The organism is Virgibacillus sp. L01 (genome assembly GCF_052246775.1).
In the GTDB taxonomy this organism is placed as follows: Bacteria; Bacillota; Bacilli; order Bacillales; family Amphibacillaceae; genus Lentibacillus.
The window spans coordinates 189,512-215,344 of the sequence record NZ_JBQQCP010000008.1 but is presented as its reverse complement, the minus strand read 5'-3'; the positions used below and the strand labels follow the sequence as shown (position 1 = coordinate 215,344).

Genomic DNA, 25,833 nt, shown 5'->3' with positions numbered 1-25,833 from the left:
TATTATTCATAGTAAGGCTCCTTTCGTAATGTGGCTCTGATTTGGGTTTTTCTTTCTTAGTAACAGTCTACCAAATTAACCCACGACTTTACGATTAAGGAGCCAGTTTTGTTCATAGTAGCTATTTCCTAGAAAACCCCCGTTTTAAGCTTGGGTTCGGATCCTCGTTCCGCTATTTGTCATTACTAGCTCAAATTTTGCTGATTTTCTGCTATTTAGCGGAACGAGGATCCGTCTCACCCTTCCGAGAGCACCTTTTCTGCTATTTAGCGGAATGAGGATTCACTTCGATTGCTTGGCGGGTCCTCGTTTCGATTGGCACGAGTGACAATACTTCATCCTCTTATAATCCTGCCAGTTTAAGTACAAACAATACCATAACCCCATAAAACCTTTTAAAAACACAAAACAAAAACAACATAACACTTTTTCTAAAGCGTTATGTTGCTTATAGGCCTTGTGACATATACGGAATTAGATAACGGACGTAAACATAAATAGTCGATATAATAAGCGAAAACAAGACAAAAGGTATTCCATACAACATAAATCGGATAAATGGAATCTTTTGATTTGATCCTTCAGCTAATCCTGCAACTACAACGTTTGCCGAGGCCCCAACCAATGTTGCATTCCCCCCCAAACATGCTCCTAGTGCAAGTGACCACCATATAGGATCTAAATAGACCATACCATAACTTTCAAATTCTTCTATTACAGGGATCATTGCTGCAACAAAAGGTATATTATCGACGATTCCTGAAAACAACCCGGAAACCCATAAAATAAGTATAGCAGTTTTTGAGAAATCACCTTCAGTTGAAAGAACGATAGCTCTTGCCATTTCGTCGATAATTCCCACCTTTTCAAGTCCCCCTACCAAGGTGAAAAGCCCAATGAAGAAAAACAATGTTACCCATTCAACTTTTGCAAAAATATACTCTGTTTCAATTTCCTTCTCTGTTAACAGCAAAAGCAGTATCGCTCCACTAAGCGCTATTATCGTCAGTTCAATATGCAGAAATGAATGAAGCATAAACCCTGATAATGTAAGAATTAACACAATAACAGATTGATATAACATAGGTGACTTCACCAGAAAAGATGATGCATCTATAGCCATTAATTCATCTATGTTTGTGCTCTGAGCAGTTAATGTGCCCCGGAACAGCATCACCATTAATGCCAGCATTATTATAAAGATAATTATAGCCAGTGGCGCCAAATGGTTAACAAACGACAGAAAGGTAAGATGGTCAACAGCTTGTCCAATCATTATGTTTGGCGGATCTCCTATAAGTGTTGCAGTACCTCCGATGTTAGAGCTAAAAATAATAATAAGCAGGTACGGAAACGCAGGAAGGCTTAATTGTTTCGTTATTTTAAGAATGATTGGGACAAATATCAAAACCGTTGTAACATTATCGAGTAATGCTGATCCTATAGCAGTTAGTATGCTTACCCCAACAAATAATGGAATTGGTGAACCTCGTACTCTTTGTGCAAAACGAATAGCAATAAAGGAAAACAACCCTGTCTTGTCCGTTATCGAAATAAGTAGCATCATCGAAAATAATAAGGCAATAGTATTCCAGTCAATGTAATGCGTAAACATTTCATTGGCACTATAAATACCAGTCAATAATAATAATGCCCCGCCGGATAGCGCAACGACAGCACGATTAATCTTCTCAGTCATAATGAAAATGTAACTAATTATAAAAATGACAGTCGCTAATATTACTTCCATACAGCATCCTCTTTCATTATAAATATAATCTCTTCTTACAACTATATGCTGAGATTTCTAAAATATTTTCAGTCTATTTTTTTATTAGCTGAATAGAATGAAAGTACATGGACAAACAATTGAAAGGGGGATTAGCATCATGAAAAAACAACAATTTACAGCCCTGTTGTATGGCTGGATTATAATTCTTGGTTTAATTCTCTTAACTAGTATTATCTTGGCCTTCTTACTACGCTTTACAACAATGGAGGAAACGACCTTATCATGGGTTACATTAGCTATCGGTTTAATCTGCTTATTTATTGGTGGCCTGGTTGCTGGGGTTAAGAGTAAGCAAAAAGGCTGGATTATTGGTTCTATAACAGGGATTGGGTTTACACTCTTCACCTTTCTCGTGCAGTATCTTGGCTATCAGCAGGCTTTCTCGATGGAACAGTCACTCCATCATATAGGGTTTGTGTTAGCGGCAGTCATCGGTGGGGTTATTGGGGTTAATTTTGTAGCAGGAGAAAATAACAATTAATTTGTCTATTGAAAAAGAAGCTAGTACATAATGTACCAGCTTCTTTTGTGTCCTTTATGTATAATCATAAAGTATCAGTGCAGTAATTTATTATTGTTCACCTTTCACTTCGCGGATAGCTGTTCGGTCATAAGTAAGTTTAATACCATCACCTGATTGAATAATAACTGTGCTCTCATCGATTGCATGAACAACACCATGAAAACCGCCAATTGTTATTACTGCATCTCCTTTTTGAAGATCAGTTTGCATTTGTTTAACCTTCTTTTGTCGCTTTTGTTGCGGACGAATAAGCAAGAAATAAAAAATAACAAACATTAGAATAATTGGTGCTAAAGATAGTAACGTATTCATTATAGATTCCCTCCCTTCTTAAAAGTTTTTTGCATTCGGTTGATTCAAACCATATTGTTCAAAGAATGCTTCTTTAAAATCCCCAAGTCGATCATCACTAATAGCTGCTCGTACTTGTTCCATTAATTTTAACAGAAAATAGAGGTTATGGTAAGTGGTAAGTCTGAATCCAAACGTTTCATTACATTTAACCAAGTGTCTGATATATGCTCGTGAATAATTCTTGCAAACATGACAATCACAATTCTCATCGATTGGACTAAAGTCCCGTGCATATTTCGCATTTCTTACGACAAGTCTCCCATTGGATGTCATGCATGTACCATTTCGGGCAATACGTGTTGGCAGTACACAATCAAACATATCAATCCCTCTGATTGCACCGTCAATTAATGAGTCAGGTGATCCTACGCCCATTAAATACCTAGGCTTATTGCTAGGCAAAAGTGGTGTAGTAAATTCCAGAACGCGATTCATAACATCCTTGGGTTCACCAACAGAAAGTCCACCAATAGCATATCCAGGAAAATCCATCGACGTTAGATCAGCTGCACTCTGTTTACGCAATGCTTCATATTCCCCACCCTGGATTATTCCAAACAAACCTTGGTCAGAGGGACGCTGGTGCGAATTCAGACAGCGCTCAGCCCAACGTGATGTTCGTTCAACCGAGGCTTTCATATAATCTTCTGTTGCAGGGTATGGCGGACATTCATCAAATGCCATCATAATATCTGACCCAAGAGCATTTTGAATCTCCATTGCCTTTTCTGGTGACAGAAACAGCTTCTCTCCACTCAAATGGCTTCGAAAATGTACGCCTTCCTCTTTAATATCGCGCATCTTACTTAAACTAAAAACCTGGAACCCGCCTGAGTCAGTTAATATTGCACCATCCCAATTCATGAAATTATGAAGACCACCAGCTTCTTTAATAATATCTTCACCAGGTCTTAACCATAGATGATATGTATTAGACAAAATAATATTTGCATTCATTTGCTGCAGTTCTTCCGGACTCATTGTTTTAACAGTAGCAAGTGTACCTACTGGCATGAATGTGGGTGTATCAAAAGAGCCATGCGGTGTGTGTACTTTTCCAAGTCTTGCACCTGTTTGTTTACATGTTTTAATGTGTTCATACGTAATTGCTGTCATTGTATTCGTTCCTTTTTATAAGATTAACATCGCATCACCGAAACTGAAAAATCGATACTTTTCATAAACTGCTTCATTATATGCATTTAAAATGCTCTCCCGATCAGCGAGTGCGCTTACCAACATAATCAGTGTTGATTTAGGTAAATGAAAATTGGTGATTAGCCCATCAATTGCCTGAAATCGGTATGGGGGATAAATAAATATATCAGTCCAGCCACTTGATTCTGCAAAATGCCCGTCATTATCCCTAGCAATTGTTTCAAGGGTTCTGGTAGAAGTTGTTCCTACTGAAATGATTTTCCCACCCGATTGTTTAACCTTCGTTAATGTATCTGCAGTCTCTTGTGACATCTGATAAAACTCAGCATGCATCGTGTGGTCATCAATATTATCTACGCTGACTGGACGGAATGTCCCCAGCCCAACATGTAATGTAATAAACGCAATTGTTACACCCATGCCCCTCAACTCGTCCAGCAGAGAATTTGTGAAGTGTAATCCTGCAGTAGGAGCAGCGGCTGATCCTTCTTCTTTTGCATATACCGTCTGATAACGTTCTTTTTCAGATAGCTGTTTCTTTATATATGGAGGCAATGGCATTTCACCTAGCTCATCGAGAACTTCGTAAAAAATACCTTCATATGAAAAATGAAAAATACGCCCGCCATGGTCTTTAAGTGCTGTGCATGTTGCCCGAAGTTTACCTTCACCGAACACGAGTGTTGTCCCTACTTTAATCTTTTTAGCTGGTTTTGCCAGTACTTCCCATTCATCTTTTTCTTGCTGATGGAGAAGCAGCACCTCTATTTTCGCACCAGTATCTTCCTTTACCCCATAAAGCCTTGCAGGCAAAACTCGTGTATCGTTTAGTACAAGACAATCACCTTTCTTAAAGTAACGTTTGATATCGGTAAAATTCTTATGTTCAATTTCTTTTGTCTCCCGATTTAAAACTAACAACCGGGATGATGCACGGTCCTTTAGTGGTGTTTGTGCAATTAATTCTTCCGGTAAATTAAAATCAAAATCCTCTATGTTCATGATGCTCTCCTTACTCCGTCTAACGAAATTTTCCCATGATATAAAAAATAAGCGTTAAAATAATACTAACCACAATAGACGTCATGATTGGAAAGTGAAAAGAAAAATTTCCTTTCTTAAAACTAATATCACCAGGTAGCCTGCCGATAAATGTCCAAATTAATCCAATCACTACAAGTACAATTCCAAGGATAATAAATAATTTCCCTGCATTCATCATGCATCATTCCTTGCTATTCCAAAGTGCTGGTAAGCTTTTGGGGTCACAAGCCTCCCCCTCGGTGTACGCTGGATAAAACCAATTTGCAGCAGGTATGGTTCATACACATCTTCAATTGTTTGAGATTCTTCACCAACTGTTGCAGCAATCGTGTCCAATCCAACTGGTCCGCCTTGAAATCCATCTATAATACCTTTAAGTAATTTATGATCTATATGGTCTAACCCGGCATCATCCACCTGCAGCATTTCCAGTGCGAGATCAGTCGTTTTTAAACTGATTTCCTGTTCACCCTTCACCTGTGAGATATCGCGAATTCGTTTTAGTAACCGATTTGCAATTCTTGGTGTTCCTCGTGATCTCCGCGCGATTTCCCCAGCTGCTTCTTTGGTAATTGTCGTTTCAAATATATCCGCAGTTCGTTCAACAATTGCACATAAATCTTTAGCTTCGTAAAATTCCAACCGACTAAGGACACCAAACCTATCTCGCAGTGGTGCTGATAACAATCCGGCACGTGTTGTTGCACCTACAAGAGTAAACGGAGGCAAATCAATTCTAACTGATCGTGCACTCGGACCTGTACCAATTACAATATCCAGAAAAAAATCTTCCATTGCAGGGTATAGCACTTCTTCGACAGCTCGCGGAAGCCGGTGCACCTCATCGATAAAAAGCACATCCCCAGGTTCCAGTGATGACAGAATGGCTGCCAAATCCCCAGCACGTTCAATCGCAGGGCCAGAAGTGGATCGGAACTGTACGCCCATTTCATTTGCTATAATAGCCGCCAACGTCGTCTTACCAAGTCCTGGCGGTCCATATAACAATACATGATCAAGCGGTTCTTCGCGCATTCTTGCTGCCTGAATAAAAATACTCAAGTTTTCTTTAACTTTTTGTTGACCAATATACTGATTTAGCCTTGTAGGGCGGAGACTAAGCTCAACAGTAGAATCCTCGTTCTGTAATTCACCTGTGACCATTCGCTCATCCATATTATCCCCCCCTTGTTAATTTTTCATTAGTAATGCGAGCGCTTTTCGAATAATTTCATCTGTATTCCCATTATTTTCTGATTGCAATTGTGGTACGACAGCTTTAATTTCACGTTCTGTGTAGCCTAAAGATTTCAATGCCTCTTGAGCTTCATTTATACTATCACTTGTTTCCCGATTACTTGTATCTGCTACTTCTTGTTCACCTGAAACAGAAACCATGGAAGTTAGCTTACCTTTTAAGTCTAGAATAATTTGCCTGGCTGTTTTTTTACCTACCCCAGGAAAACTTGTCAAAAACTTATCATCTTCTCGCTCTATAGCTTCAACAAAACCTGCTACATCAACACTGCCTAAAACTGCTAACGCACCTTTTGGTCCAATTCCTGAAACAGAAATAAGCTTTGTGAACAGATATTTTTCATCTTCATTTTTAAATCCATATAATACCTGTGTGTCTTCCCGTACATAATGGTATGTATTTATCGTCAACTCATTATTTAATTCAGACTGAAATAAAAAAGGGTTAGCACAAATAATCTCATACCCAACTCCTTGTACATCCACAATTACTGTATCTTCCTGAATAGTTGATAATGTCCCCTTTATGTATGCAATCATCCGACCTTCTCCTTTTCATTCCTGCACCTATTCTAACATAACTATACACATAAGGAAGAAAAAACTCCCATTCTCATAATGCAAGAACAGAAGTTTTGTTACCTTATACTGACTCCTCTAAATTGTGGTGGATATCCTGCACATCTTCATTTTCTTCAAGCATCTCAATCAGATGCAGCATATTTTTCTCATCATCTTCAGAAGGAGAACTATATGTTTGTGGAATAAAGGTGATTTCTGAACTTTCCAATTGATAACCACTTTCACGTAAATGTTCACACACGTCCTTAAAATTCTCCGGTGCTGTCATTATTTCATATGCATCCTCTTCTGTGATGATATCATCTGCACCTGCTTCAATGGCCTCCAGTGTGAGTTCATCTTCATCAATTGTCCCATCCTCATTAGTGATAACAACATAGCCTTTTCGATCAAACATAAAGGAAACACTTCCATTTTCACCCAGGTTCCCATTATTTTTCTTAAAAGCATGCCTTATTTCAGAAGCGGTTCTATTTTTATTATCTGTTAAAATATTGACAATAACTGCAACACCACCTGGACCATATCCTTCGTACGTTATCTCCTCAAAGTTTGCTCCATCCAGTGCTCCCGTAGCTTTCTTAATCGCTCGTTCAATATTTTCGTTCGGCATGTTATCTGACTTAGCCTTGTCAACTGCCATTCTTAGGGAGGCATTCATTTCTGGATCTCCTCCACCTTGCTTGGCTGCCGTATAGATTTCTTTAGCATGGTGCATAAATACTTTCCCTTTTTTAGCATCTTGTGCATTTTTTCTCTTTTGAATATTCTTCCATTTAGAATGACCAGCCATAGGACATTCTCCTCTCTGTGTATTTCCCTTTTTAACTATACCAAAAATAGCTGAATCATTAAAGTGCTGGTTCTACTGCTACAATCGAATCCCAGGTTAAAAAAGTGTCACTTAAAACAAAAAATATACTAATAGAATGCGACCTAATCGGGAAGAGAAACGATAAAAGTAAAAGAGGGATTAGATTTCTTGGCTTTTCACCACGCCTAAAAATAAAAAGCCTTTGCATTGCAAAGACTTTAATCCCTTGTAGTGTTGAAAAATTCATTGAGAAATTCGTTCATATCACCATTGAGTTGGTCCAGCCTTGAATCTTTATTTCGCATACGATCCCAGTAGATGTCATCCGTATATACTTCAACTTCCCGGTTTGGTATCATCTCATGAACTTCCTGTTTCAGTATCTCCCTCATGTTTGGAGGAGAACTTGGGCTTATTATGACTCCAACAATTACTTTATTATCAGATGCAGCAACCTGGGCCTGAACAACTTCCTTTCGTTCTTTTAATTTTTTTGCTATTGAAATAGATGTCTGATTGGTATATTTATCGCTTTGAGCGTTAGCGTCACCATCATTCATCTCAGTTTGTTCACTTTGAGGATATCCACCCTGCTCGCCAATATTTTGTTCTTCATTACCAGTTCGTTCTTCTTGCTCTTCTTTCGTTTCATAATTAATCGGCTGTGTATTCATATTTTCAGGATTATTTTGCGTTCCTTCCTCTTCTGTCCCACACCCAACTAAAGCAAAAATTGTAACTGAAATTATTGTTAGCCTTTTTATCCACATAAAAAAAACCTCCCTTACCATTAGATTGTATAAGAGAGATTTTTTTAAACAGTTAAATAAAGGGAATTATTATTTTGAAATATTGAATTGTTTTACAGGATTCCGCTTATGTGCAGTGCGTCTGTGCATTTTTTCAATAACTTCTTTATCTGCCTCTGGAATTTTTTCACCTTTTAGATAGGCATCAATTTTATCGTATGTTGTACCCATCTCCTCTTCATCGGTTTGTCCTTCCCAAAGTCCTGCACTTGGGTCCTTATGAACAATTTCATCCGGTACACCTAGATAACTGGCTATTTCTCTTACTTCCTGTTTTGTAAATTCAACAATTGGTAAAATATCTACTCCACCATCTCCATATTTTGTGAAATAACCTGTATACCATTCAGCTGCATTATCTGTCCCGACAACAAGGTAATTATAGTTAGCTGCAACCGCATATAACGAACTCATGCGTAACCTTGCTCTAAGATTTGCTTCTGCAAGCTGGGCATTTTTCTCTTTGAATTCATTTTTTTGTTTTAATTGATTTTGAATACTTTCGTACATTACCTGATGTGTTTCTGTCAAATCAACAGTAAGTTTATTTATCCCACAGCTTTCAATTACTTTCTTTGCATGAACCATATCATTAGGATTGCTATTTAATGGCATCATAACTCCTAATGAATTGTCAGGAAATGCTCTCTGAATCAAGTGTGCTACAACCGCTGAATCAAGACCACCGCTAACACCTACCATCAATCCATTTACCCCAGCTTCTTTCACGCGTTCCTGTAGCCATTGCACAATTTCATCTACAATTTTTTCCATAGTAATCGCTCCCTTATCGAAGTAAAAGTATCTACATTGATTTTAGCATTAGTTTAGCACTATTTAAAAATGATTGTCTTTTCACCCAGTCCATCTCCATTTCAGATAAATAAGTATAAATGGAATTACCTGAAGTATGATGCAAAAAGTGAATCCATTCCCTAAGAACATCACTAGGTATCAATATGGCCAATAACCAAGCTTTCATATATTTCTCCTCAACCATTTTGTAAGAAAGCAACTTATTTAAATCCCAGTTTATATAAGGCAGAAAGCGTTGCCCTAACTGGATATAGTCATATAGCTCTGGTGCACATAAAAGAAGGTCAAAATCGATGATATATATACCTTTTTGGTTACGAATAAAATTGTGTGAAGCGACATCTCCATGAATCCATTTACCATCCACCTTTGCTTGTCGCTCAATCCTATTCCACGGGAACCCAGCAACAATTCGCAAATGTTTTTCTGTCGTTTGTACGATGTCCTCATATAATGAATCAAAATGATATTCTCGGAAAATATAATCAGTCTCTTTAAATAGCTGCAATCTTTTGTACCATCGTAGGTAAAAAGTATCTTTCCTTAAGGGATTTAATATATTAATCCCTTTCGCTTGCTCATGAAATATTCTCAACGATTCCAGACATTCCGTTCGGTCTTTTTCAACTAAATAATTTAATTTCTTTCCCTTGACATATGGGGATATTGTCCAATAGTGAGATCCATCATAAATAAACTTCTTCTGATTTGGAAAATATTCAAAAGAAACTATATTAGGAGACTTTATCTTTTCAAAAAAGTGCCACTGTTGTTCCATCCTTGTTTTCTTATGATGCCTTTTTAAAATAAAAGCTCTACCATTAGAAGCTTTCAAATAAAAAACGTTACGATTGATATTGGTCATGCTTCTTGTATTAAGTTTTCCATATTCAGATAAAAAAGAAGAGAGATGATCAAAATTCATCTCGTCTCCTTGAATAAAGCTACTCACTTTTTGAATTGTCCTCATCTTCATCTTCACGGAAATCAAACATCGAATTCTCATCAAAACCTGGTGGTGATGGATATGGCATATTATTGTTAGTGGCATTAGCAAAATACGGGTGTGACTGTGGTGGCATATTTGGTGAATGAAAGCCTTGCTGGGCACCCATTGTCTGCGGTGGAACCTGTGCATCTAATGGACTGTAATTATTCATATAGGGGATCTGTGCTGGTTTTACTGGCATATCCATGCTAGGTGAAGATTCAATTGATTCCATATTTCCATAATGGTACGGATTATTCGTTGGCATAGGTCCCTGATTCGGGTATTGATTTGGATACTGACTTGGGTACTGCATAGGACTTTGCATCGGCATTTGATTATCATGCATTGGATTTACCATTGGCACTGGGTTATCATGCATTGGACTTACCATTGGCATTGGATTACTTTGCATTGGATTCACCATCGGCATTGGATTACTTTGCATTGGACCCACCATCGGCATTTGATTATTTTGCATCGGACTAACCATTGGTTGCGGACCGCCGCATCCACAATCCTTCTTCCCCATTGCATTTGGAACAGCGTGGTGCATTGGAGGTGGTGGACAGAAACAATAGACTGGAATCATCGGCTGTTGCATTGGCATATATTGCATCTTTTCTGGTTCTTCCTCTGGACCCGGATATGGAGGCATCTCAGGAAAGTTTATGGTGGTATAGTTATTCATTTCCTGTTCCATCGTTGGCATTTGCATCATGGGCTGCATTTTCGGTTGCATTTTTGGCTGCATTGGCATTTTCGGTTGTATGCTTTTTGGCTTTTTCTCATCATCTTCTTTAACCACTGGTATTGGTTTTGGAGATGTGTCTTTGTACGGTTGCTGTGTTTTCGGCTTTTGCGTTTCTTTCATCTCCATTGTCTCTTTTTTTACTGGCTTTGATGTACTGGGTATTTTAATTTTCATACCAGGCATTATCATATCAGGGCTGGATAATTGAGGATTCAGCTGTTTTAACTGGTCGAAATCTACACCATAGTTTTTAGCTATTTCCCATAATGTATCGCCCTTTTGTACAATGTGAATTTTCAAATCAAACCATACTCCTTTCATTTCAATTTAAAACTGGGCAAATCACTCATTAACAACATATGCAATGAAATTGTAAAAGTTGAAATAAATTTTTTTAGAAGGCTTGGGCTATTATTACGGTTTCTAGCAAAAACCTTTGTCACACTTATACCAGTTACCAAAATTTTCATTTACTTTTTATAAAAATAAGGCTTTCTTCCAATAGTAATGGGGTCAGTCTTTAGAGAGAATGAATAATTAGCATACATTTCGGACTTGTTGTTGAAGAATTCATATTTTAAAGGAATGAGGATCCACTTCGATTGTTTGGCGGATCCTCGTTCCGGGTGACAATACTTCATCCCTATATTAAGTAAAAACATCGGTTCTTTCCGGCAGAATACGTGGCTAGATAGCTTGGTTAGTTATCCACAGCGCTCAAATTTATGTTTCTTAGTCAGTAAAAAAACCGTTTACCCTATAAAGAGAGTAAACGGCTAATATTAGATATCCATTTGATAAACAGGATAAGTACCCAAAACTGTTACCTTACAGCCTAAAGCCTCCAATTCAGCCTGAACACTTGGAAAAAGTACTTCATCGTATGGCTGATTCACATCTACAATAAAAAAATAATTTCCTAGGCCAGTCTTCATCGGTCTTGACTCTATTTTAGAAAGGTTCATTTTTCGCCAAGCAAATGCAGAAAGCACTTGATGAAGTGCACCAGCATAATCACTTGGCAACGTTATTAATAAGCTGGTCTTTTCAGCTTGTTTATCATGTTTTATCTTAACAATGTCTTCATTTTTTGCCAGGACTGCAAATCTTGTATGATTATTTGGATAATCATGAATATTTTCCTGATAAATCCTTAAACCATATTCTTCCGCTGCCAGTTTGTTACCAATAGCAGCAATGTTTTTATTACTTTTACTAATTATTTCTGCAGCCTTTCCAGTAGAAGAGACAAAATTCATTGTTGCTTCTGGCATGTATTTATGAATAAATTGATGACATTGTGCAATTGCATGACTATGTGAATGAATTTCCTCCAAATTCGATAAATCACCTGAGAAATTTGGTGATACAAGTAAATGCTGCTGAATTGGTACTACAATTTCAGCAATAATTGGTAACCTCACTTGATGTACAAGGTAATCAACTGTTAACTGTACTGTGCCTTCAATAGCATTTTCAAGAGGCACTACACCAATTTCAATTCGATTTTCCTGAACAGCATCGATGCATTCTGGAATTGTTTCAAAGCTGTGTTTATCTTCCCCGTTAAATGCAGTATCCACTGCTAACTTTGTAAATGTTCCCCGTGGTCCTAAATAACCTATTTTCACCATATACTAGTCCCCCTTGTATCGCCGATGCCATCATCTAAAATGCCTATTCAATAAATTCGAACTCAAAATCCCCTATTCGAATGGTGTCACCGTCTTTAGCTCCACGTTTCCGTAAAGCATCATCAACACCCATTCCACGAATTTGTCTGGAAAAGCGCTGAACCGCTTCATCCTTAGCGAAATCAGTCATTTTAAATAACTTCTCTATTTTATTACCTGATAACACATAAGCACCATCAGAATCACGCGTGATCGTAAATGGAGTTTCTTCTTTTTTATACCGGTAGACAACCTTTTCATCAACATCCTCTATCACATTTGAATGCTTCGGTATCTTATCCAGTGTATCTGCAATTTCAAACAATATATCTCGCAATCCATCTTTCGTTAAGGCAGAGATTGAGTGGATAGGATATTCATCTGTTAATTTCGCTTTAAATTCCTGTAAATTTTCTTCGGCTCCAGGCATGTCCATCTTATTAGCTGCGATAATTTGTGGTCTGTCCATTAATTGTTTGTCATACTCTGCTAACTCCTGGTTTATTTTCACAAAATCATCGTATGGATCTCTGCCTTCAAAACGGGACATATCAATCACATGTAAAATAACGCGAGTACGTTCAACATGACGTAAGAACTGATGACCTAATCCGATTCCCTCATGGGCACCTTCAATTAAACCAGGTAAATCTGCCATCACAAAACTCCGGTTGTCAGCTGTGTCAACTACTCCAAGGTTAGGTGCTAACGTTGTAAAATGATAGTCAGCAATCTTTGGTTTAGCAGCACTAACAACAGACAATAATGTTGATTTTCCAACGCTTGGGAAACCGACTAACCCAACATCTGCAAGTAATTTTAATTCTACTTTAATATTACGTTCCTGCCCGGGCTCACCATTCTCTGCAATCTCTGGTGCAGGATTTCTTGGAGTAGCAAAACGGGAATTACCACGCCCGCCACGGCCACTTTTAGCAATCACAGCCTCTTGACCATGTGTGGTTAAATCGGCAATTACCTCTTTTGTTTCTTCATCAACCACTGTTGTGCCAGGTGGGACATCAATTACTAATGGATTTGCATTTTTACCATGCTGATTTTGGCTCATCCCGTTCTCCCCGCGCTTTGCCTTAAAATGGCGGTTATACCTGAAATCCATTAATGTGTTAAGTCCTTCATCAACCTTGAAAACAACGTCGCCACCATTACCACCATCACCACCGGCTGGTCCGCCTAAAGGTACATATTTTTCTCTCCGATATGCAACAAGGCCATTTCCGCCATCACCTGCTTTAACATATACACTAACCTGATCTACAAACATTATTGTTCACCTCATTAGCAAGGGATACTGATAGTACACACGATACCATTCGGTTTCTGATGTACTTCTAAATTCTGTCCCATACTTTCTATATTTTTCATTAATTTTTCAGTACTTGGAAATTTACCATTAACAGTAAGTTTTAATTCTATCATAGATGAAGAAGATACTTCATACATTTGTAAATGGACTTCAAATAACTCTGTTTTATCAGACATATTTTTAATCTGGCTCATCAATTGATTAGTGCTACTTTCCAGCACTTCATCTAAATACTGTAAGTCCTTATTATCTATATGTATATGATATGTCAAACGGAAATTGGTATGTAGGGAATCGAATTGAATTAAAGATAATGCAAATAACGGAGTATTTAAATTAACAAGTTTCCGTTCCTCATCCAGAAGCTGCAAATATTCCGTTACCTTCAATTTCACTTTATCTGTCTTACCCATACTTAAATAGCCGTGGATAATCTGCAGATGATTCAATAAATCATGGCGATAATGGCGCAAAACCTTTATAACATCTTTTTCTTCCATCATTCTCTCCCCCAATACTATAGAAAGTATACCATTTAAGAACTTAGTTTGTCGCCAAATGGTGAAGGTTACAGTTAGGCAGATAGGTAAGTCGTTATACTTATATGAAATCACTTCTTTAGCTCTATTACAAGTTCATTTTCATAATGATTAGTAGAGAGCAATTGTGTCAAATAAGGTCCCTGGTGTCCGCAAAACATCTCAACAATATTTGTATAAAAACAGCCATGTTACCTTCTTATCTGCCTAAAAAAACTCCAACCAAATTATTGGCTGGAGTTTTATATTACCTATTAAGCTTCCTTGGCAACTGGGTATACACTAACTTTTTTGCGGTCACGACCATAGCGTTCAAATTTAACGATACCATCGATTTTTGCAAATAAAGTGTCATCTCCGCCGCGGCCTACGTTAACACCAGGATAAATCTTTGTCCCACGTTGACGGAATAAAATAGATCCACCAGTAACAACCTGGCCATCCGCACGTTTTGCACCAAGACGTTTGGATTCTGAATCACGACCGTTCTTAGTACTACCAGCACCTTTTTTCTGAGAGAAAAACTGTAAATCTAGACGTAGCATGTTGTTGCACCTCCTTATTTACTTTGAATTGTAACAAACTTACTATACTCACGTTCAATAGTTTCCAATGAAATAAGCATACCTTCGAACAAGAGTTGAACTTTATCCGAAACAGCCTTATCCAACTGACCAGGAACAGTAACACAAAGATAACCTTCATCTTCCTGTTCGATCTCAAGCTCTGCTTCAGACAGTTTCATAACTGCATTTACTGCACCAAATGATACAGCCGAAACACCTGCACAGACTAAATCATAGCCATATGGGCCACTATCTGCATGTCCGGATAATTCAAACATAGTAATTTGATTATTATTTCGATATACAGTTACATTAATCATAAGCCAAAACCTTTATGCATTAATTTTATCAATAACTAATTTTGTGTATGGCTGACGATGACCTTGTTTACGATGATAGTTTTTCTTTGGCTTATATTTAAAAACAGTAATCTTTTTCTTACGACCCTGTTTCTCAACTTTTGCCGTTACTGTTGCGCCACTCACATATGGTGCACCTACCTTAACATCATCTCCACCTACGAAAAGAACATTTTCAAAAGTAACAGATTCGTTTGCGTCTGCTTCTACTTTTTCAACATAAATTTCTTGTCCTTCTTCAACTTTTACTTGTTTACCGCCTGTTTCAATAATTGCGTACATATCTTGCACCTCCCTAATTAACTAAGACTCGCCATCACAGGTACCCAACACTTCGAGTTTATAACCTGTTCTGCGCGGTTGTAGCACTGGTGCTACGATGATTAACGTATTGATGTTACCATGTTTACGAAACATTTGTCAAGCTGACTGGCAGAAAATCATCCTGACAGATAACCTGTAATTTCTCCGATTGGCTTATTGTAATTTCTCTCATGAAAATAACTGTGCAAACAGTCCATTTCATCAACCGTTTCACGAATATTTCCAGGAAACGTCACATAAATAGGATGTCTTTTTTCCCGATAAAAATCACTGAAGATATCCATTAAAAAACTGTCATGCGAAACTTCCAAGGGCCGAATCCCTCTTATATATGTTTCACCATGATAACGCTTAAGTAAAAAACGAATAAATACATAATAACGTTGCTTCCAGTCTGATCTATTCTCCATAAGCAAAAATAGAAACAGAATAAAGGCGCTCAATGTAAACGGAATAAAGAGTAATTGTACGATTAAAAATATAATACAAGTACCTATTGAAAATATAATAACATAATTATATGCCTTACGATACGGTAATAACGTTGAAAGAATCTGGAATATTAGCTTACCACCATCTAATGGCCAGATTGGTAATAAATTAAAGAATAGTATTACACTATTATAAAAGACTGCCAACTCTATAATCGAGGATGGGAGTATACTATTTGCAGACATAAATAATAGCAGCATGTAGATAAATAAATGCTGAAATGGCCCTGCTATGGTAACTAAAATTTCCTCAGGAAGGGGCTTTGTCCCATTTTCGTCGGTATCCATTACACCACCAAAAACCCATAGCATAATACCTCTAATACGCCACTTAAACATTTTAGCCATTGTAAAATGTCCAAGTTCATGGAAGAATACGATTCCTAATATAACCATCAACTCTATGAATGTACCAGTTAAAAAGGAAACAATAATGAATATTAATAATATTGGATGAATGTGGATTACAGGGAAAAATTTACGGAGAGTCATCAACTTTAATCACCTGTACAGGATCCACATATTCGTTCTCTTTTTCAATAGCGAAATAAACCATTTTATTTTCAGTAGATGGCTCAATTTTTCCTAACATTTGATTTTTATCTACAAACTGATACAAGTGAACATCAATCGAACTTAGATAGCCATATACTGTTTTACTGCTATCGGCATGTTGGACAATTACTGTTTTATTAGTCTCTGTATCATTTCCTGCAAAAATAACTACTCCTCCACGCAGAGATGATACATTCGATGCTGTATTTGGTGTGATCATAATCCCAGTTCCATTTGCTTGAAAGGATTCTGAGACACTCCCAGAAACCGGTAAAGCAAGAGACTTTTCTTCATCTGCATCTTGATTCTGATTTGGTGTCAGTGCCATTGGTGCTCCAAATGTTTCCTGATACCATTGATTGACACTAGCAAAAGGAAATTCTTCTGTTAAAGCATTGCCTGTCCACTTTTTGGGACCTGTTAATAACTCCGCATCAGTTTGGAACAGCAGGGCTGTTCCAAAAAAAAGCATTACGGAAAGAATTCCCTTCACAGCAAATCCGGAAATACGCTGACTGGTATTTTTTGATGTACCAGTGTTGTCGGTGAAAATAGGGAAATAACCATGTTTCTCCTCTTCTTGTGGAAAGGAAGGCAAATATGGCTTTGAATGTGTATCTTTTGGATTTAACCCTCGCATTTTTTTCCGTTGATTAATTGATTTTCTTACTTTTTTAATCCCTTTATCCATTATCCTCACAACCCTCATCATGCTTTTGTACAAGTCTATGTGCAATAAGCGAAAGATATGTTAAGAATAATAGCAAGATCCTGCTGACAGGTAATAATACAACATTCCTGAAAAGGGTAAACCTATAAAAGATATAATCAATCGGGCATAGAAAATAATGCCTGGAGCATTAGTAACATTATCCTGCTTAACTACTAAAAAACATGCAAAAACCTGTTAAAGGCTTATTGCATGTTTTAGCTAATTGCTATGAGCGCATGCCGAAGAAACTTTTCACTTTTTGGAACATGCCTTTCTCATCTTCAAGTGACTGAAGTGGAACAGTCTCACCTAATATTCGCCGTGCAATGTTTCGATAAGCAATTGATGCCTTTGAGTTTGACTGAAGAGCAACAGGCTCACCGTGATTTGATGCTTTAATAACTTCATCATCATCAATTACAATACCTATAAGATCAATCGATAGAATTTGAATAATATCATCTATGTCCAGCATATCTCCACTTTTCATCATATGATTGCGTATTCGGTTTATTACTAGTTTAGGAGATTCTATATCCTCTTGTTCCAACAACCCAACTATTCTGTCTGCATCTCTAACACTTGATTTCTCAGGTGTCGTAACAACAATTGCCTTGTCAGCTCCAGCGACTGCATTTTGGAATCCCTGTTCTATCCCAGCCGGGCAATCAATAATAATATAATCATATTCCTGCTTCAGTTCCTCAATGATTTTCTGCATACCTTCAGTTGTTACTGCGGTCTTATCACTCGTTTGCGCTGCAGGTAAAAGTGTTAAATGATCGAATCGCTTATCCTTTATTAATGCTTGTTTAAGTTTACAACGTTCATTAATAACATCAACAATATCATAGATAATACGATTTTCGAGTCCCATTACTACATCAAGGTTTCTTAAACCAATATCTGTATCAATCAGACAAACCTTATTCTCCATTAAAGCCAAAGCAGTGCCGATATTTGCAGTTGTGGTTGTTTTACCAACTCCTCCTTTACCAGAAGTTATGACTATTGATTCACCCATTCTGCATTCTCCTTTCAAAACCGCTTATATCTTTTCGTTTATGTGAAAGAACTTGTAGTCGGTCAATAACAATCTTGTCCTGCTTTTCATCAATCAGGCCACATTCCATATAAACACCTTCAGATTCATAATCTGGAGCACGGCTAATATAATCTGCAATACGGAGTTGACTTGGTTTCATATATGATGCAGCTATTACTGCATCACGATCTCCATTTAATCCGGCATGTGCAATTCCTCTTAGACTGCCCATGACAAAAATATTACCAGTAGTGATTACTTTGCCACCAGGATTCACATCACCTATCAGCAGCAAATCTCCAACTATTTCCAAAACCTGGCCCGACCTTACTATTCTGTTAATTGATTTAACATCACTATCCTCTTTCCAGTTCAAAGCTTCATCCCTGCGAATAACTTCAGAGTCAAATGAATGTATAAAGAAGCGATTTTTATTAGCGATTAAATCACTTAACTGCTTTTTCTGCTGATCATACAGATATCTATTCCCCAGCTTCACGGTTACAGATACCACCGGTTCATCCTGTTTGGGATTATTTTCTGCTAATTTATCACTTAGTTCATCCATAACCGCTTCAAACGAACCTTGATCTTCTATAAACAACGTTAGTCCGTCTTTTGTACCTTTAATGGTTATCATTTGTTTCTTATCAAGCACAATAAGCTCACCTCAATAATTTACCTCGACATTAAAATGTATTTTTTGTAGATAACTGTTCATTTCTCCAGCTGTTAAGTCTTGTCATCATAATTGGATATAATGCGGTCAAAAATAGAATATTGGCAATTACAGTCGGTACCATTCGATAAATCAGATAATCCTTCCATGTCATATCTGATATTCCAACTACAGTATAAATAGCATTAATGGAAACCTCACACAATACTAACCCTATCATTCCAAGTAGCACGCTTACAAAGAAATTAGCATGAAGCATTTTGGTAAGCCCGTGAATAATATATATTACTAAGGCATAGGAGAACATATAAACACCTAAAACCCCTGTGTAGACAATATCAATTAATAAACCAAATATTAATCCATACAAAACAGAAAAATATGTGTTTTCTCGATCATAAAAAATTGCCAGAAATAACAGATATACAAAGACCCAATGGGGTACTATAGCCAAGTCACTCTTCACTAGCGAAACAGGTAATAACTCCAGTGCAACACCTTCTGACACGAGTAATAAAAAGAGGATGAGAGGAATAATTATTCGCTTCATTACTCATTGTCCTCCTCGGTATCGTTGGGTGTTTTGTCTTCAGTTAGAGAGCGATCAACGACAATTACGTTACTTATTTCATACATGTCTGCCGCTGGTTCAATAAGTGCAGTTCGTGTTAATCCGTACTGGTCAGGTTTAACCTCTTTCACAGTACCAATTGGTAATCCAGCAGGAAATACGCCACCCATACCAGAAGATACTACTAACTCCCCTTTTTTAATATCCTTATTAGATTCCTCGATAATTTTAAACAACAAGTTATTTGATTCATCATCAAACTCTTCGATTAGTCCAAAAATATCTTTACTGTCTTCCTGAGAAATAGTTGCAGAAACTCGATTAAATTGATCAAAGCCAGAAAGCAGTTTGACTGTTGATGTAAATTGAGAGACAGTCTGAATTTTTCCAATCATACCTTCCGCTGTAATAACCGCCAAGTTTTCTTTCACACCATCCTGTTTCCCCTTATTAATCGTTACCTGCTCAATCCACCGTTCAGGTGATCGGGACAATACAGTTGCCTGTATCGGATTGTAGTCTTGAATAGATTCTGTTTTCTTTAGAGTCTCACGTAGCTCGGCATTGTCTTCTTTTAACTCCTGTACTTCGTAGACCAAGCTTTTATATTGAGCTAACTTTTCTCGTAATAACTGATTCTCACTATACGTATTTTTAATATCATCAATATTAGTAAAAATAGTTGATATATAATTTACCGGAGTGTGTATAATATTTTGGGCCCATCCAACCGTATCCTTCAAAAACTGCTCTGGTGTTGAAAGATTATCTCTATCCCTTAAGGAAAAACCAATCATTGCAACTAGAATGATAATTCCGATTAATAATATGAATAATCTTTTTTTACGAAAAATTGGCATGTATACACCTGCCTACTCAATAGTAGGACGAGATGATACATTCGGATGGGAACGAAAGTGTTGAATGTATTCCAAGGATTTACCTGTCCCAATTGCTACACTATCCAGAGGATCTTCTGTAACAAAAACAGGCATTTTTGTCTCATCACTAATAATTTTATCCAAGTTTCGTAAAAGAGCTCCCCCACCGGATAATACTATGCCACGATCCATAATGTCTGCAGCTAGTTCAGGAGGGGTCTTCTCCAGTGTGTTTTTGACTGCATCAATAATGGCCTGAACTGTATCATTTAATGAAACAGCTATTTCTTTTGCTGTTATCGAAATTGTCTTCGGTAGGCCTGTTAATAAATCACGACCTCTTATATCAATTTCGATATCCTCGGTTATTTCTCCTGCAGTTCCAATGTCCATTTTAATCGATTCTGCAGAACGTTCACCTATCATTAAATTATAATGTTTGCGAATATAGTTGGTGATCGACTCATCCATGTCATCCCCTGCTGTTCGAATTGATTGACTCGTCACAATTCCACCAAGTGAAATAACAGCAACTTCAGTAGTTCCTCCACCAATATCAACAATCATACTGCCTGTTGGTTCCCAGACAGGTAATCCTGCACCAATAGCTGCTGCAAATGGTTCCGCAATAGGAAAGGCATCCTTCGCACCAGCCTGCTTTGTCGCATCAATTACTGCACGTTCCTCCACCATAGTGATACCCGATGGAACACAAATCATTACATTTGGCTTCCTAGCAAACATAGATCGATTACGCATCGCTTTTTTTATATAATATTTCATCATTACTGCAGTAGTATCATAATCTGCAATGACACCATCTTTCATTGGCCGAACAACAGAAATATTTCCAGGAGTCCGCCCAATCATATTCCGTGCTGAACTTCCTACAGCTTCGATTTCTCCTGTTTGAATATTCTTAGCGACTACTGTTGGTTCCCGAACAACAACACCTTTTCCTTTCACAAACACAAGTGTATTCGCTGTACCTAAATCTATTCCTAAGTCCTGTGACAAACTAAATCCACCCAAAAAAATCTTCCTTTCCAAATAGCCATTTCGTTAGTTGTATGTTTATGTAACTTCACTATATCTACTTAACTTTAGTGCTGCAATATAACCTCAACTCATAATTTTAAACATTTTTATAACTCAAAGTAAACATCTTTATTCGGAAAAATAATTATAATAAGCGCCAATTTCATATTAATCCGGAAACTGGCGCAACTTCTACTTCTATACAATTATACGAAAAAAATTAAAAAATAGATAGTGTTTTATAAGTATCCTTTTTCTTTTAAGGACACAAATTTACGATCACCAATGACCAGGTGGTCCAGAAGTTCTATCCCAATCATCTTTCCTGATTCAACTAAACGTCGTGTGACATGTATATCTTCCTGGGATGGGGCCGGGTCTCCGGAGGGATGATTGTGAGCACAGATGATAGAAGCTGCAGAACGTTTGACAGCCTCTCTATAAACTTCTCGCGGATGTACAATCGAAGCATTCAAACTTCCAATAAAAATCGTCTGACGATGAATGATTTGGTTTTTAGTATTTAAGAATAATACAACAAAATGTTCTTGGTTAAGATTTCGCATCTCTTCCATTACATAGTCTGCTCCATCTTCCGGAGAACGAATAATATAACGTTCATTCGGCTTATACTGGTTCATTCTTCTTCCTAACTCCATTGCAGAAAGCAGCAATACGCCTTTAGCTTCTCCAATGCCTTTAATCGCTGTCAGTTCCTCAATGGTAGCGTCTTTAAGCAGGTTTAACCCTTCAAAGTGCATTAAGACCCTGTTAGATAAAGTCATTACGGATTCTTCTCTTGTCCCACTTCCAAGCAATATTGCGAGTAGTTCCTGATTAGATAAATGACTTGAACCTAATTTAAGCAGTCTTTCACGTGGGCGATCTTCCTTAGGTACATCCTTAATCATAATAGTCGGTGAAGTCATCAACAGTCCTCCTTTGTTAAGATAAGTTCATATTATCTATTTATTCATACTTGAACAACTTAACAAATAACTATTTTCAGACATATTCAACCCTCTATTTTTATATTTTCCTCTACACAAAAATTCATTTTTACACTTATGATTTCAAGCTAAAAAGTAGAACCGCCTATTTGTCTTATTTTTTGAATCCCTGTATATTTAGTTCACCAAAAGATTTAATTGATACCACAAATTCAACAACATACGCTGTTCTTGCCATTTGTTTGCTTGAACGAGATCAGAAATCTCTTTTTTTAGAAAAGCAGTAAATTCTCCAATGTTTTCTGAATCATTGGGAATTGTGTTTACTATACTTGCCCAACCATCTTCAGATAGCTTTTCGTTCTTGTTCAATGAAGATAATGATTCGGACCATTGTTTATTATAAGATTTAAGCCAGCCGACTTCATCATTAGTTAATTTCATGTCACCTGATTCTGTATTCCAGTTCTTTACAAAAACTTCTAATTGATGATCGTTAAATTCTTTAGCTAGTTGATTTGCCTGATCTTTTGAGTTCGCAATTCCTGCCAAAACGTAATAATAATCCTCTTTAACCCAAATCATTGCTGAAAAACCAGCTTGATTAAATTTACTTTTCATTTCATTAGCATTTGCTTCACCTTCAAACTTACCGGCCTGTAATACAAAAGCATTCACTGATTCTATTGGAGTAGATGAAGTAACTTCGTCTGAGGCTGATTCTTTTTCACTACCTTCTTTACTTGTCTCCTCATCATCAACTGCGGCAGGTACGGTGTAATTTTGCTGATTAAGGCCTTTATCAATGTCAACAAACATGTTCAGCATAAAGAAACCTAAAACAGATCCAATTATGATTGCTGAAACAGAAGCAAGAATTATTGGTTTAAACGTACTGAATCTCGATTTTTGACCGAAGTAATGTTCATTGTTACTAGCATCACTGTGTCTCCTAACAAATGTAGGTACCTCATCACCATTAGCATCCTCCAGCGTGGCAGCAGAATAGTCTTTATTAAATTCCTTTAGGGAATAACTTTCGTCTGCATTATCATCTCGCCTTAGCGTTGTTTTCTTTCCACCCATCCATACTGTAATTTTATTATCTTTTCCCAACCGATTCCCCTCCATGTGCGAGTTTGTTTCACTCTAGCACATGACTAGTAAAAAGTAAGACGATTGTTGTCACTCTTTCAAAAAAACGTTCAACATAAACTGACTATTTGCAACAGAAATTTGGTAACCTTTTGATTAAGGTCACCGTACAATACACAATCAGGAAGTTTTGAGGTCTTCGTAAATAGCAACCCTGTTTCTGCCCTTCCTCTTTGCTCCTATATACATGGCGCGATCAGCATGACGAATTAATTCAATTACTGTTTCACAGTGGTTAGGATATACGGAAATTCCAATACTTGATGTAATCGAAACTTTTAAAGGACCTGTATTATTAATAATATGCTTGTGAACAATGAATGGGTTGTCAGCAATTGAAGTTCGCAGTGTTTCAGCAATTTCGGTGGTTTCGGTTAACCCGCTGTTCGGGAGAAATACTACAAACTCTTCACCACCATAACGTGCAATTACTCCCCTATCCCCGATTAAACGCGTCAAACATTCCGCAATTTGACACAAAATTTCATTCCCAGCTTCATGACCATACATATCGTTCACTTTTTTAAAGTGATCTATGTCCAACAAAAGTAATGAAAAACTTTCACTACTATCTTTTTGATTTAAGTTGTCATCGTAATCTTCCAACAAGTTTTCCATGTACCTTAAGTTATATAACTGAGTAAGTCCATCTCGCTCACTTTGGGATTTGGTAAGCTCATAGTTTTTTGCATTTTCGACTGCAACTCCTAGGTAATTAGTTAATATATCCATTATTTGAAAATGCAGTTTCTCAAATGCTTTTTTCTGTTTAGACTCGACTGTAACAACACCAATAATATCCTCACCATACTCAACTGGTTGTGATAATACACTTTCGATATCTGAAGGTATTTTTCTGCTATTTACAGTTGCCCAATCCGAAGTCCGCTTATACAGAAGAGAATTTCCTGTTGCCCAAACTTTACCGCTGAATGCTTCATTTCTTTTCAGCGAGCTAAAAGATGCTTCTGTATTGTTTTCTAAATCATAGAATTGTTCCAGTTTTAATTGATTGTTATCTACTATATAAATAAAGGCATAATCAATTGGCAGTAATTCACTAATTTCGTTAATAAAAACGTTATATACTGAGCTTAACTCCATTCGGTTTGTTAATTGGTGACCAATCTCTCCTGTTTTTTCGAGGTAGCGGTTAATTTCTTTGTAGGAATATAAAAGCATTAAAATCACGGAAATAAACACAAATGGTATTCCTAAATAGAAAATCCCTGCACGCCCAATTTCACTATAGAGTACAAATAGCACAAACCCCACCGGTATAATTAATAATGATGAGATAAATTCCCACCTTAAACCTTCATCAAAAATTTTAACCTTTCTTTTATAAAATGCTTTGTCTATTAATTTGTTAAAAAACTGATTTGCGATAAAAATAGTAATTGCATATCCAAATATCGCCCATACTTGCTCCTCGCTTTGGTTTGAAATCGTTTGATGACTCCCACCCAGTTGAACAAATACACCTGCACCAATCACAGATACAAGTGAGAACATTACCATATTTAATGGATAACGATAATTATCTTTCTTTCCAACACCCGTTTTGGCCAGCACGATAAAAATTGCTATTTGAGTTAATATAATCTCAACAAATAGACCAAATGTAAGAAAGACTGCTATACTTATCCCGTTTACAAAGAAAATCGGATTGTCTTTTATAGTTAAAGGAAACCAGGCAACAATACCCATAAAAACAGCAAATAACAGTATATCAATAAACTGACCTTCCATACTTACGTAATAGTAGTTATATGAAAGCCATAATATTACTGGCCACAAAATAAACCAAAGTATCCATATTAGCTTCATTTTACTTTTAGATACCATTCGGATTTTACATCTCCTATCATTGTTAAATTTTTAACAAATGATACTATACTTTATTTTATTATATTTTGTATGAATCACACTCATAAATACTAGTAATCATTATTTATCCGAACAATTTCACGAAGTAACGTTTTACTATTTGTTAATTCAAAAAAATCAATAAGTCTAACACATTTACAAATAGTTTGGATTCACTGCATTATTATTGAATATGAAATTGATGCAT

Annotated in this window: 29 protein-coding genes and 1 other annotated feature; of the genes, 1 reads left to right on the top strand and 28 read right to left on the bottom strand. The window is 36.9% G+C overall.

The window, feature by feature from the left end; genetic code table 11:
• Positions 1–448 precede the first annotated feature (448 nt).
• Positions 449–1,750, bottom strand: a complete 1,302-nt coding sequence (locus tag ACTWQM_RS15520; protein ID WP_443259072.1) for an ArsB/NhaD family transporter — start codon at positions 1,748–1,750, stop codon at positions 449–451.
• Positions 1,751–1,889: 139 nt separating this feature from the next.
• Here ACTWQM_RS15520 and ACTWQM_RS15515 point away from each other — a divergent pair, with 139 nt between their 5' ends.
• Positions 1,890–2,273, top strand: a complete 384-nt coding sequence (locus ACTWQM_RS15515) for a TIGR04086 family membrane protein (protein WP_443259071.1) — start codon at positions 1,890–1,892, stop codon at positions 2,271–2,273.
• A 90-nt stretch (positions 2,274–2,363) separates the two neighbouring features.
• Here ACTWQM_RS15515 and yajC read toward each other — a convergent pair whose 3' ends face one another.
• The 27 genes from yajC to ACTWQM_RS15380 form a co-directional block, all read right to left on the bottom strand.
• On the bottom strand, positions 2,364–2,627 hold the full coding sequence (gene yajC / locus ACTWQM_RS15510; protein ID WP_443259070.1) for a preprotein translocase subunit YajC: 264 nt from the start codon (positions 2,625–2,627) through the stop codon (positions 2,364–2,366).
• 18 nt (positions 2,628–2,645) lie between these two features.
• A complete protein-coding gene (tgt, locus tag ACTWQM_RS15505; protein ID WP_443259069.1) occupies positions 2,646–3,785 on the bottom strand; it encodes a tRNA guanosine(34) transglycosylase Tgt in 1,140 nt (379 codons plus the stop codon).
• A 15-nt stretch (positions 3,786–3,800) separates the two neighbouring features.
• A complete protein-coding gene (queA, locus tag ACTWQM_RS15500) occupies positions 3,801–4,829 on the bottom strand; it encodes a tRNA preQ1(34) S-adenosylmethionine ribosyltransferase-isomerase QueA (RefSeq protein ID WP_443259068.1) in 1,029 nt (342 codons plus the stop codon).
• Positions 4,830–4,848: 19 nt separating this feature from the next.
• The gene (locus ACTWQM_RS15495) at positions 4,849–5,049 is read right to left on the bottom strand and encodes a DUF2905 domain-containing protein (RefSeq protein ID WP_443259067.1); all 201 of its coding nucleotides are present in this window, start codon (positions 5,047–5,049) and stop codon (positions 4,849–4,851) included.
• Positions 5,046–6,047, bottom strand: coding sequence for a Holliday junction branch migration DNA helicase RuvB (gene ruvB / locus ACTWQM_RS15490; RefSeq protein WP_443259066.1), 1,002 nt, complete (start codon positions 6,045–6,047; stop codon positions 5,046–5,048). The genes ACTWQM_RS15495 and ruvB overlap by 4 nt, the downstream gene beginning before the upstream one ends.
• A 15-nt stretch (positions 6,048–6,062) precedes the next feature.
• Entirely contained in the window at positions 6,063–6,668 is a 606-nt protein-coding gene (gene ruvA, locus ACTWQM_RS15485; protein ID WP_443259065.1) for a Holliday junction branch migration protein RuvA, read from the bottom strand.
• A 103-nt stretch (positions 6,669–6,771) separates the two neighbouring features.
• The gene (locus ACTWQM_RS15480; protein WP_443259064.1) at positions 6,772–7,503 is read right to left on the bottom strand and encodes a YebC/PmpR family DNA-binding transcriptional regulator; all 732 of its coding nucleotides are present in this window, start codon (positions 7,501–7,503) and stop codon (positions 6,772–6,774) included.
• A 239-nt stretch (positions 7,504–7,742) separates the two neighbouring features.
• On the bottom strand, positions 7,743–8,294 hold the full coding sequence (locus tag ACTWQM_RS15475; RefSeq protein ID WP_443259063.1) for a YhcN/YlaJ family sporulation lipoprotein: 552 nt from the start codon (positions 8,292–8,294) through the stop codon (positions 7,743–7,745).
• Between the two features lie 69 nt (positions 8,295–8,363).
• A complete protein-coding gene (nadE, locus tag ACTWQM_RS15470) occupies positions 8,364–9,107 on the bottom strand; it encodes an NAD(+) synthase (protein ID WP_443259062.1) in 744 nt (247 codons plus the stop codon).
• 31 nt (positions 9,108–9,138) lie between these two features.
• On the bottom strand, positions 9,139–10,101 hold the full coding sequence (locus tag ACTWQM_RS15465) for a phosphotransferase (RefSeq protein WP_443259061.1): 963 nt from the start codon (positions 10,099–10,101) through the stop codon (positions 9,139–9,141).
• Positions 10,094–11,191 (bottom strand): SafA/ExsA family spore coat assembly protein, encoded by a 1,098-nt coding sequence (safA, locus tag ACTWQM_RS15460; protein WP_443259060.1) that lies wholly within the window; start codon positions 11,189–11,191, stop codon positions 10,094–10,096. Before safA ends, ACTWQM_RS15465 begins: the two co-directional genes overlap by 8 nt.
• 482 nt (positions 11,192–11,673) lie before the next feature.
• Positions 11,674–12,525, bottom strand: coding sequence for a prephenate dehydratase (gene pheA / locus ACTWQM_RS15455; RefSeq protein WP_443259059.1), 852 nt, complete (start codon positions 12,523–12,525; stop codon positions 11,674–11,676).
• A gap of 43 nt (positions 12,526–12,568) precedes the next feature.
• Positions 12,569–13,849 carry a GTPase ObgE gene (gene obgE / locus ACTWQM_RS15450; protein ID WP_443259058.1) on the bottom strand — a complete coding sequence of 427 codons (1,281 nt, stop codon included), beginning with the start codon at positions 13,847–13,849 and terminating at the stop codon, positions 12,569–12,571.
• 14 nt (positions 13,850–13,863) lie between these two features.
• Positions 13,864–14,391 (bottom strand): Spo0B domain-containing protein, encoded by a 528-nt coding sequence (locus ACTWQM_RS15445; RefSeq protein ID WP_443259057.1) that lies wholly within the window; start codon positions 14,389–14,391, stop codon positions 13,864–13,866.
• 293 nt (positions 14,392–14,684) lie between these two features.
• Entirely contained in the window at positions 14,685–14,975 is a 291-nt protein-coding gene (gene rpmA / locus ACTWQM_RS15440) for a 50S ribosomal protein L27 (protein WP_209479285.1), read from the bottom strand.
• 14 nt (positions 14,976–14,989) lie between these two features.
• Positions 14,990–15,316: a ribosomal-processing cysteine protease Prp gene (locus ACTWQM_RS15435; RefSeq protein WP_443259056.1), complete on the bottom strand. Its 327-nt coding sequence runs from the start codon at positions 15,314–15,316 to the stop codon at positions 14,990–14,992.
• Positions 15,317–15,328: 12 nt separating this feature from the next.
• Positions 15,329–15,637 (bottom strand): 50S ribosomal protein L21, encoded by a 309-nt coding sequence (gene rplU, locus ACTWQM_RS15430; RefSeq protein WP_443259055.1) that lies wholly within the window; start codon positions 15,635–15,637, stop codon positions 15,329–15,331.
• Positions 15,638–15,651: 14 nt separating this feature from the next.
• Positions 15,652–15,727: a sequence feature (ribosomal protein L21 leader region), on the bottom strand.
• 68 nt (positions 15,728–15,795) lie between these two features.
• Complete coding sequence (locus tag ACTWQM_RS15425; protein ID WP_443259054.1) at positions 15,796–16,662, bottom strand: M50 family metallopeptidase; 867 nt, start codon at positions 16,660–16,662, stop codon at positions 15,796–15,798.
• Positions 16,649–17,416, bottom strand: coding sequence for a peptidoglycan DD-metalloendopeptidase family protein (locus ACTWQM_RS15420; protein ID WP_443259053.1), 768 nt, complete (start codon positions 17,414–17,416; stop codon positions 16,649–16,651). Before ACTWQM_RS15420 ends, ACTWQM_RS15425 begins: the two co-directional genes overlap by 14 nt.
• Before the next feature lie 247 nt (positions 17,417–17,663).
• Entirely contained in the window at positions 17,664–18,461 is a 798-nt protein-coding gene (gene minD, locus ACTWQM_RS15415; RefSeq protein ID WP_443259052.1) for a septum site-determining protein MinD, read from the bottom strand.
• Positions 18,454–19,140: a septum site-determining protein MinC gene (gene minC / locus ACTWQM_RS15410; protein WP_443259051.1), complete on the bottom strand. Its 687-nt coding sequence runs from the start codon at positions 19,138–19,140 to the stop codon at positions 18,454–18,456. Before minC ends, minD begins: the two co-directional genes overlap by 8 nt.
• Before the next feature lie 31 nt (positions 19,141–19,171).
• Positions 19,172–19,711 (bottom strand): rod shape-determining protein MreD, encoded by a 540-nt coding sequence (gene mreD / locus ACTWQM_RS15405; RefSeq protein WP_443259050.1) that lies wholly within the window; start codon positions 19,709–19,711, stop codon positions 19,172–19,174.
• On the bottom strand, positions 19,711–20,592 hold the full coding sequence (gene mreC, locus ACTWQM_RS15400) for a rod shape-determining protein MreC (protein WP_443259049.1): 882 nt from the start codon (positions 20,590–20,592) through the stop codon (positions 19,711–19,713). Before mreC ends, mreD begins: the two co-directional genes overlap by 1 nt.
• 12 nt (positions 20,593–20,604) lie before the next feature.
• Positions 20,605–21,645, bottom strand: a complete 1,041-nt coding sequence (locus ACTWQM_RS15395) for a rod shape-determining protein (protein ID WP_443259048.1) — start codon at positions 21,643–21,645, stop codon at positions 20,605–20,607.
• 245 nt (positions 21,646–21,890) lie between these two features.
• Positions 21,891–22,580, bottom strand: coding sequence for a RadC family protein (radC, locus tag ACTWQM_RS15390; protein ID WP_443259047.1), 690 nt, complete (start codon positions 22,578–22,580; stop codon positions 21,891–21,893).
• Positions 22,581–22,778: 198 nt separating this feature from the next.
• Positions 22,779–23,717 (bottom strand): SPOR domain-containing protein, encoded by a 939-nt coding sequence (locus ACTWQM_RS15385; RefSeq protein ID WP_443259046.1) that lies wholly within the window; start codon positions 23,715–23,717, stop codon positions 22,779–22,781.
• Between the two features lie 159 nt (positions 23,718–23,876).
• Positions 23,877–25,604 carry a sensor domain-containing diguanylate cyclase gene (locus tag ACTWQM_RS15380; protein ID WP_443259045.1) on the bottom strand — a complete coding sequence of 576 codons (1,728 nt, stop codon included), beginning with the start codon at positions 25,602–25,604 and terminating at the stop codon, positions 23,877–23,879.
• Positions 25,605–25,833: the final 229 nt, after the last annotated feature.

What these genes read in the sequence shown, in the direction of transcription:
- ACTWQM_RS15475 (WP_443259063.1), bottom strand. Translation starts at nt 8,294, where the DNA reads ATGTGGATAAAAAGGCTAACAATAATTTCAGTTACAATTTTTGCTTTA.
- ACTWQM_RS15380 (WP_443259045.1), bottom strand. Translation starts at nt 25,604, where the DNA reads ATGGTATCTAAAAGTAAAATGAAGCTAATATGGATACTTTGGTTTATT.
- ACTWQM_RS15495 (WP_443259067.1), bottom strand. Translation starts at nt 5,049, where the DNA reads ATGATGAATGCAGGGAAATTATTTATTATCCTTGGAATTGTACTTGTA.
- ruvA (WP_443259065.1), bottom strand. Translation starts at nt 6,668, where the DNA reads ATGATTGCATACATAAAGGGGACATTATCAACTATTCAGGAAGATACA.
- ACTWQM_RS15420 (WP_443259053.1), bottom strand. Translation starts at nt 17,416, where the DNA reads ATGGATAAAGGGATTAAAAAAGTAAGAAAATCAATTAATCAACGGAAA.
- mreC (WP_443259049.1), bottom strand. Translation starts at nt 20,592, where the DNA reads ATGCCAATTTTTCGTAAAAAAAGATTATTCATATTATTAATCGGAATT.
- queA (WP_443259068.1), bottom strand. Translation starts at nt 4,829, where the DNA reads ATGAACATAGAGGATTTTGATTTTAATTTACCGGAAGAATTAATTGCA.
- nadE (WP_443259062.1), bottom strand. Translation starts at nt 9,107, where the DNA reads ATGGAAAAAATTGTAGATGAAATTGTGCAATGGCTACAGGAACGCGTG.
- pheA (WP_443259059.1), bottom strand. Translation starts at nt 12,525, where the DNA reads ATGGTGAAAATAGGTTATTTAGGACCACGGGGAACATTTACAAAGTTA.
- ACTWQM_RS15445 (WP_443259057.1), bottom strand. Translation starts at nt 14,391, where the DNA reads ATGGAAGAAAAAGATGTTATAAAGGTTTTGCGCCATTATCGCCATGAT.
- radC (WP_443259047.1), bottom strand. Translation starts at nt 22,580, where the DNA reads ATGACTTCACCGACTATTATGATTAAGGATGTACCTAAGGAAGATCGC.
- yajC (WP_443259070.1), bottom strand. Translation starts at nt 2,627, where the DNA reads ATGAATACGTTACTATCTTTAGCACCAATTATTCTAATGTTTGTTATT.
- ruvB (WP_443259066.1), bottom strand. Translation starts at nt 6,047, where the DNA reads ATGGATGAGCGAATGGTCACAGGTGAATTACAGAACGAGGATTCTACT.
- rpmA (WP_209479285.1), bottom strand. Translation starts at nt 14,975, where the DNA reads ATGCTACGTCTAGATTTACAGTTTTTCTCTCAGAAAAAAGGTGCTGGT.
- tgt (WP_443259069.1), bottom strand. Translation starts at nt 3,785, where the DNA reads ATGACAGCAATTACGTATGAACACATTAAAACATGTAAACAAACAGGT.
- ACTWQM_RS15480 (WP_443259064.1), bottom strand. Translation starts at nt 7,503, where the DNA reads ATGGCTGGTCATTCTAAATGGAAGAATATTCAAAAGAGAAAAAATGCA.
- ACTWQM_RS15520 (WP_443259072.1), bottom strand. Translation starts at nt 1,750, where the DNA reads ATGGAAGTAATATTAGCGACTGTCATTTTTATAATTAGTTACATTTTC.
- rplU (WP_443259055.1), bottom strand. Translation starts at nt 15,637, where the DNA reads ATGTACGCAATTATTGAAACAGGCGGTAAACAAGTAAAAGTTGAAGAA.
- ACTWQM_RS15425 (WP_443259054.1), bottom strand. Translation starts at nt 16,662, where the DNA reads ATGACTCTCCGTAAATTTTTCCCTGTAATCCACATTCATCCAATATTA.
- ACTWQM_RS15515 (WP_443259071.1), top strand. Translation starts at nt 1,890, where the DNA reads ATGAAAAAACAACAATTTACAGCCCTGTTGTATGGCTGGATTATAATT.
- obgE (WP_443259058.1), bottom strand. Translation starts at nt 13,849, where the DNA reads ATGTTTGTAGATCAGGTTAGTGTATATGTTAAAGCAGGTGATGGCGGA.
- ACTWQM_RS15435 (WP_443259056.1), bottom strand. Translation starts at nt 15,316, where the DNA reads ATGATTAATGTAACTGTATATCGAAATAATAATCAAATTACTATGTTT.
- minD (WP_443259052.1), bottom strand. Translation starts at nt 18,461, where the DNA reads ATGGGTGAATCAATAGTCATAACTTCTGGTAAAGGAGGAGTTGGTAAA.
- mreD (WP_443259050.1), bottom strand. Translation starts at nt 19,711, where the DNA reads ATGAAGCGAATAATTATTCCTCTCATCCTCTTTTTATTACTCGTGTCA.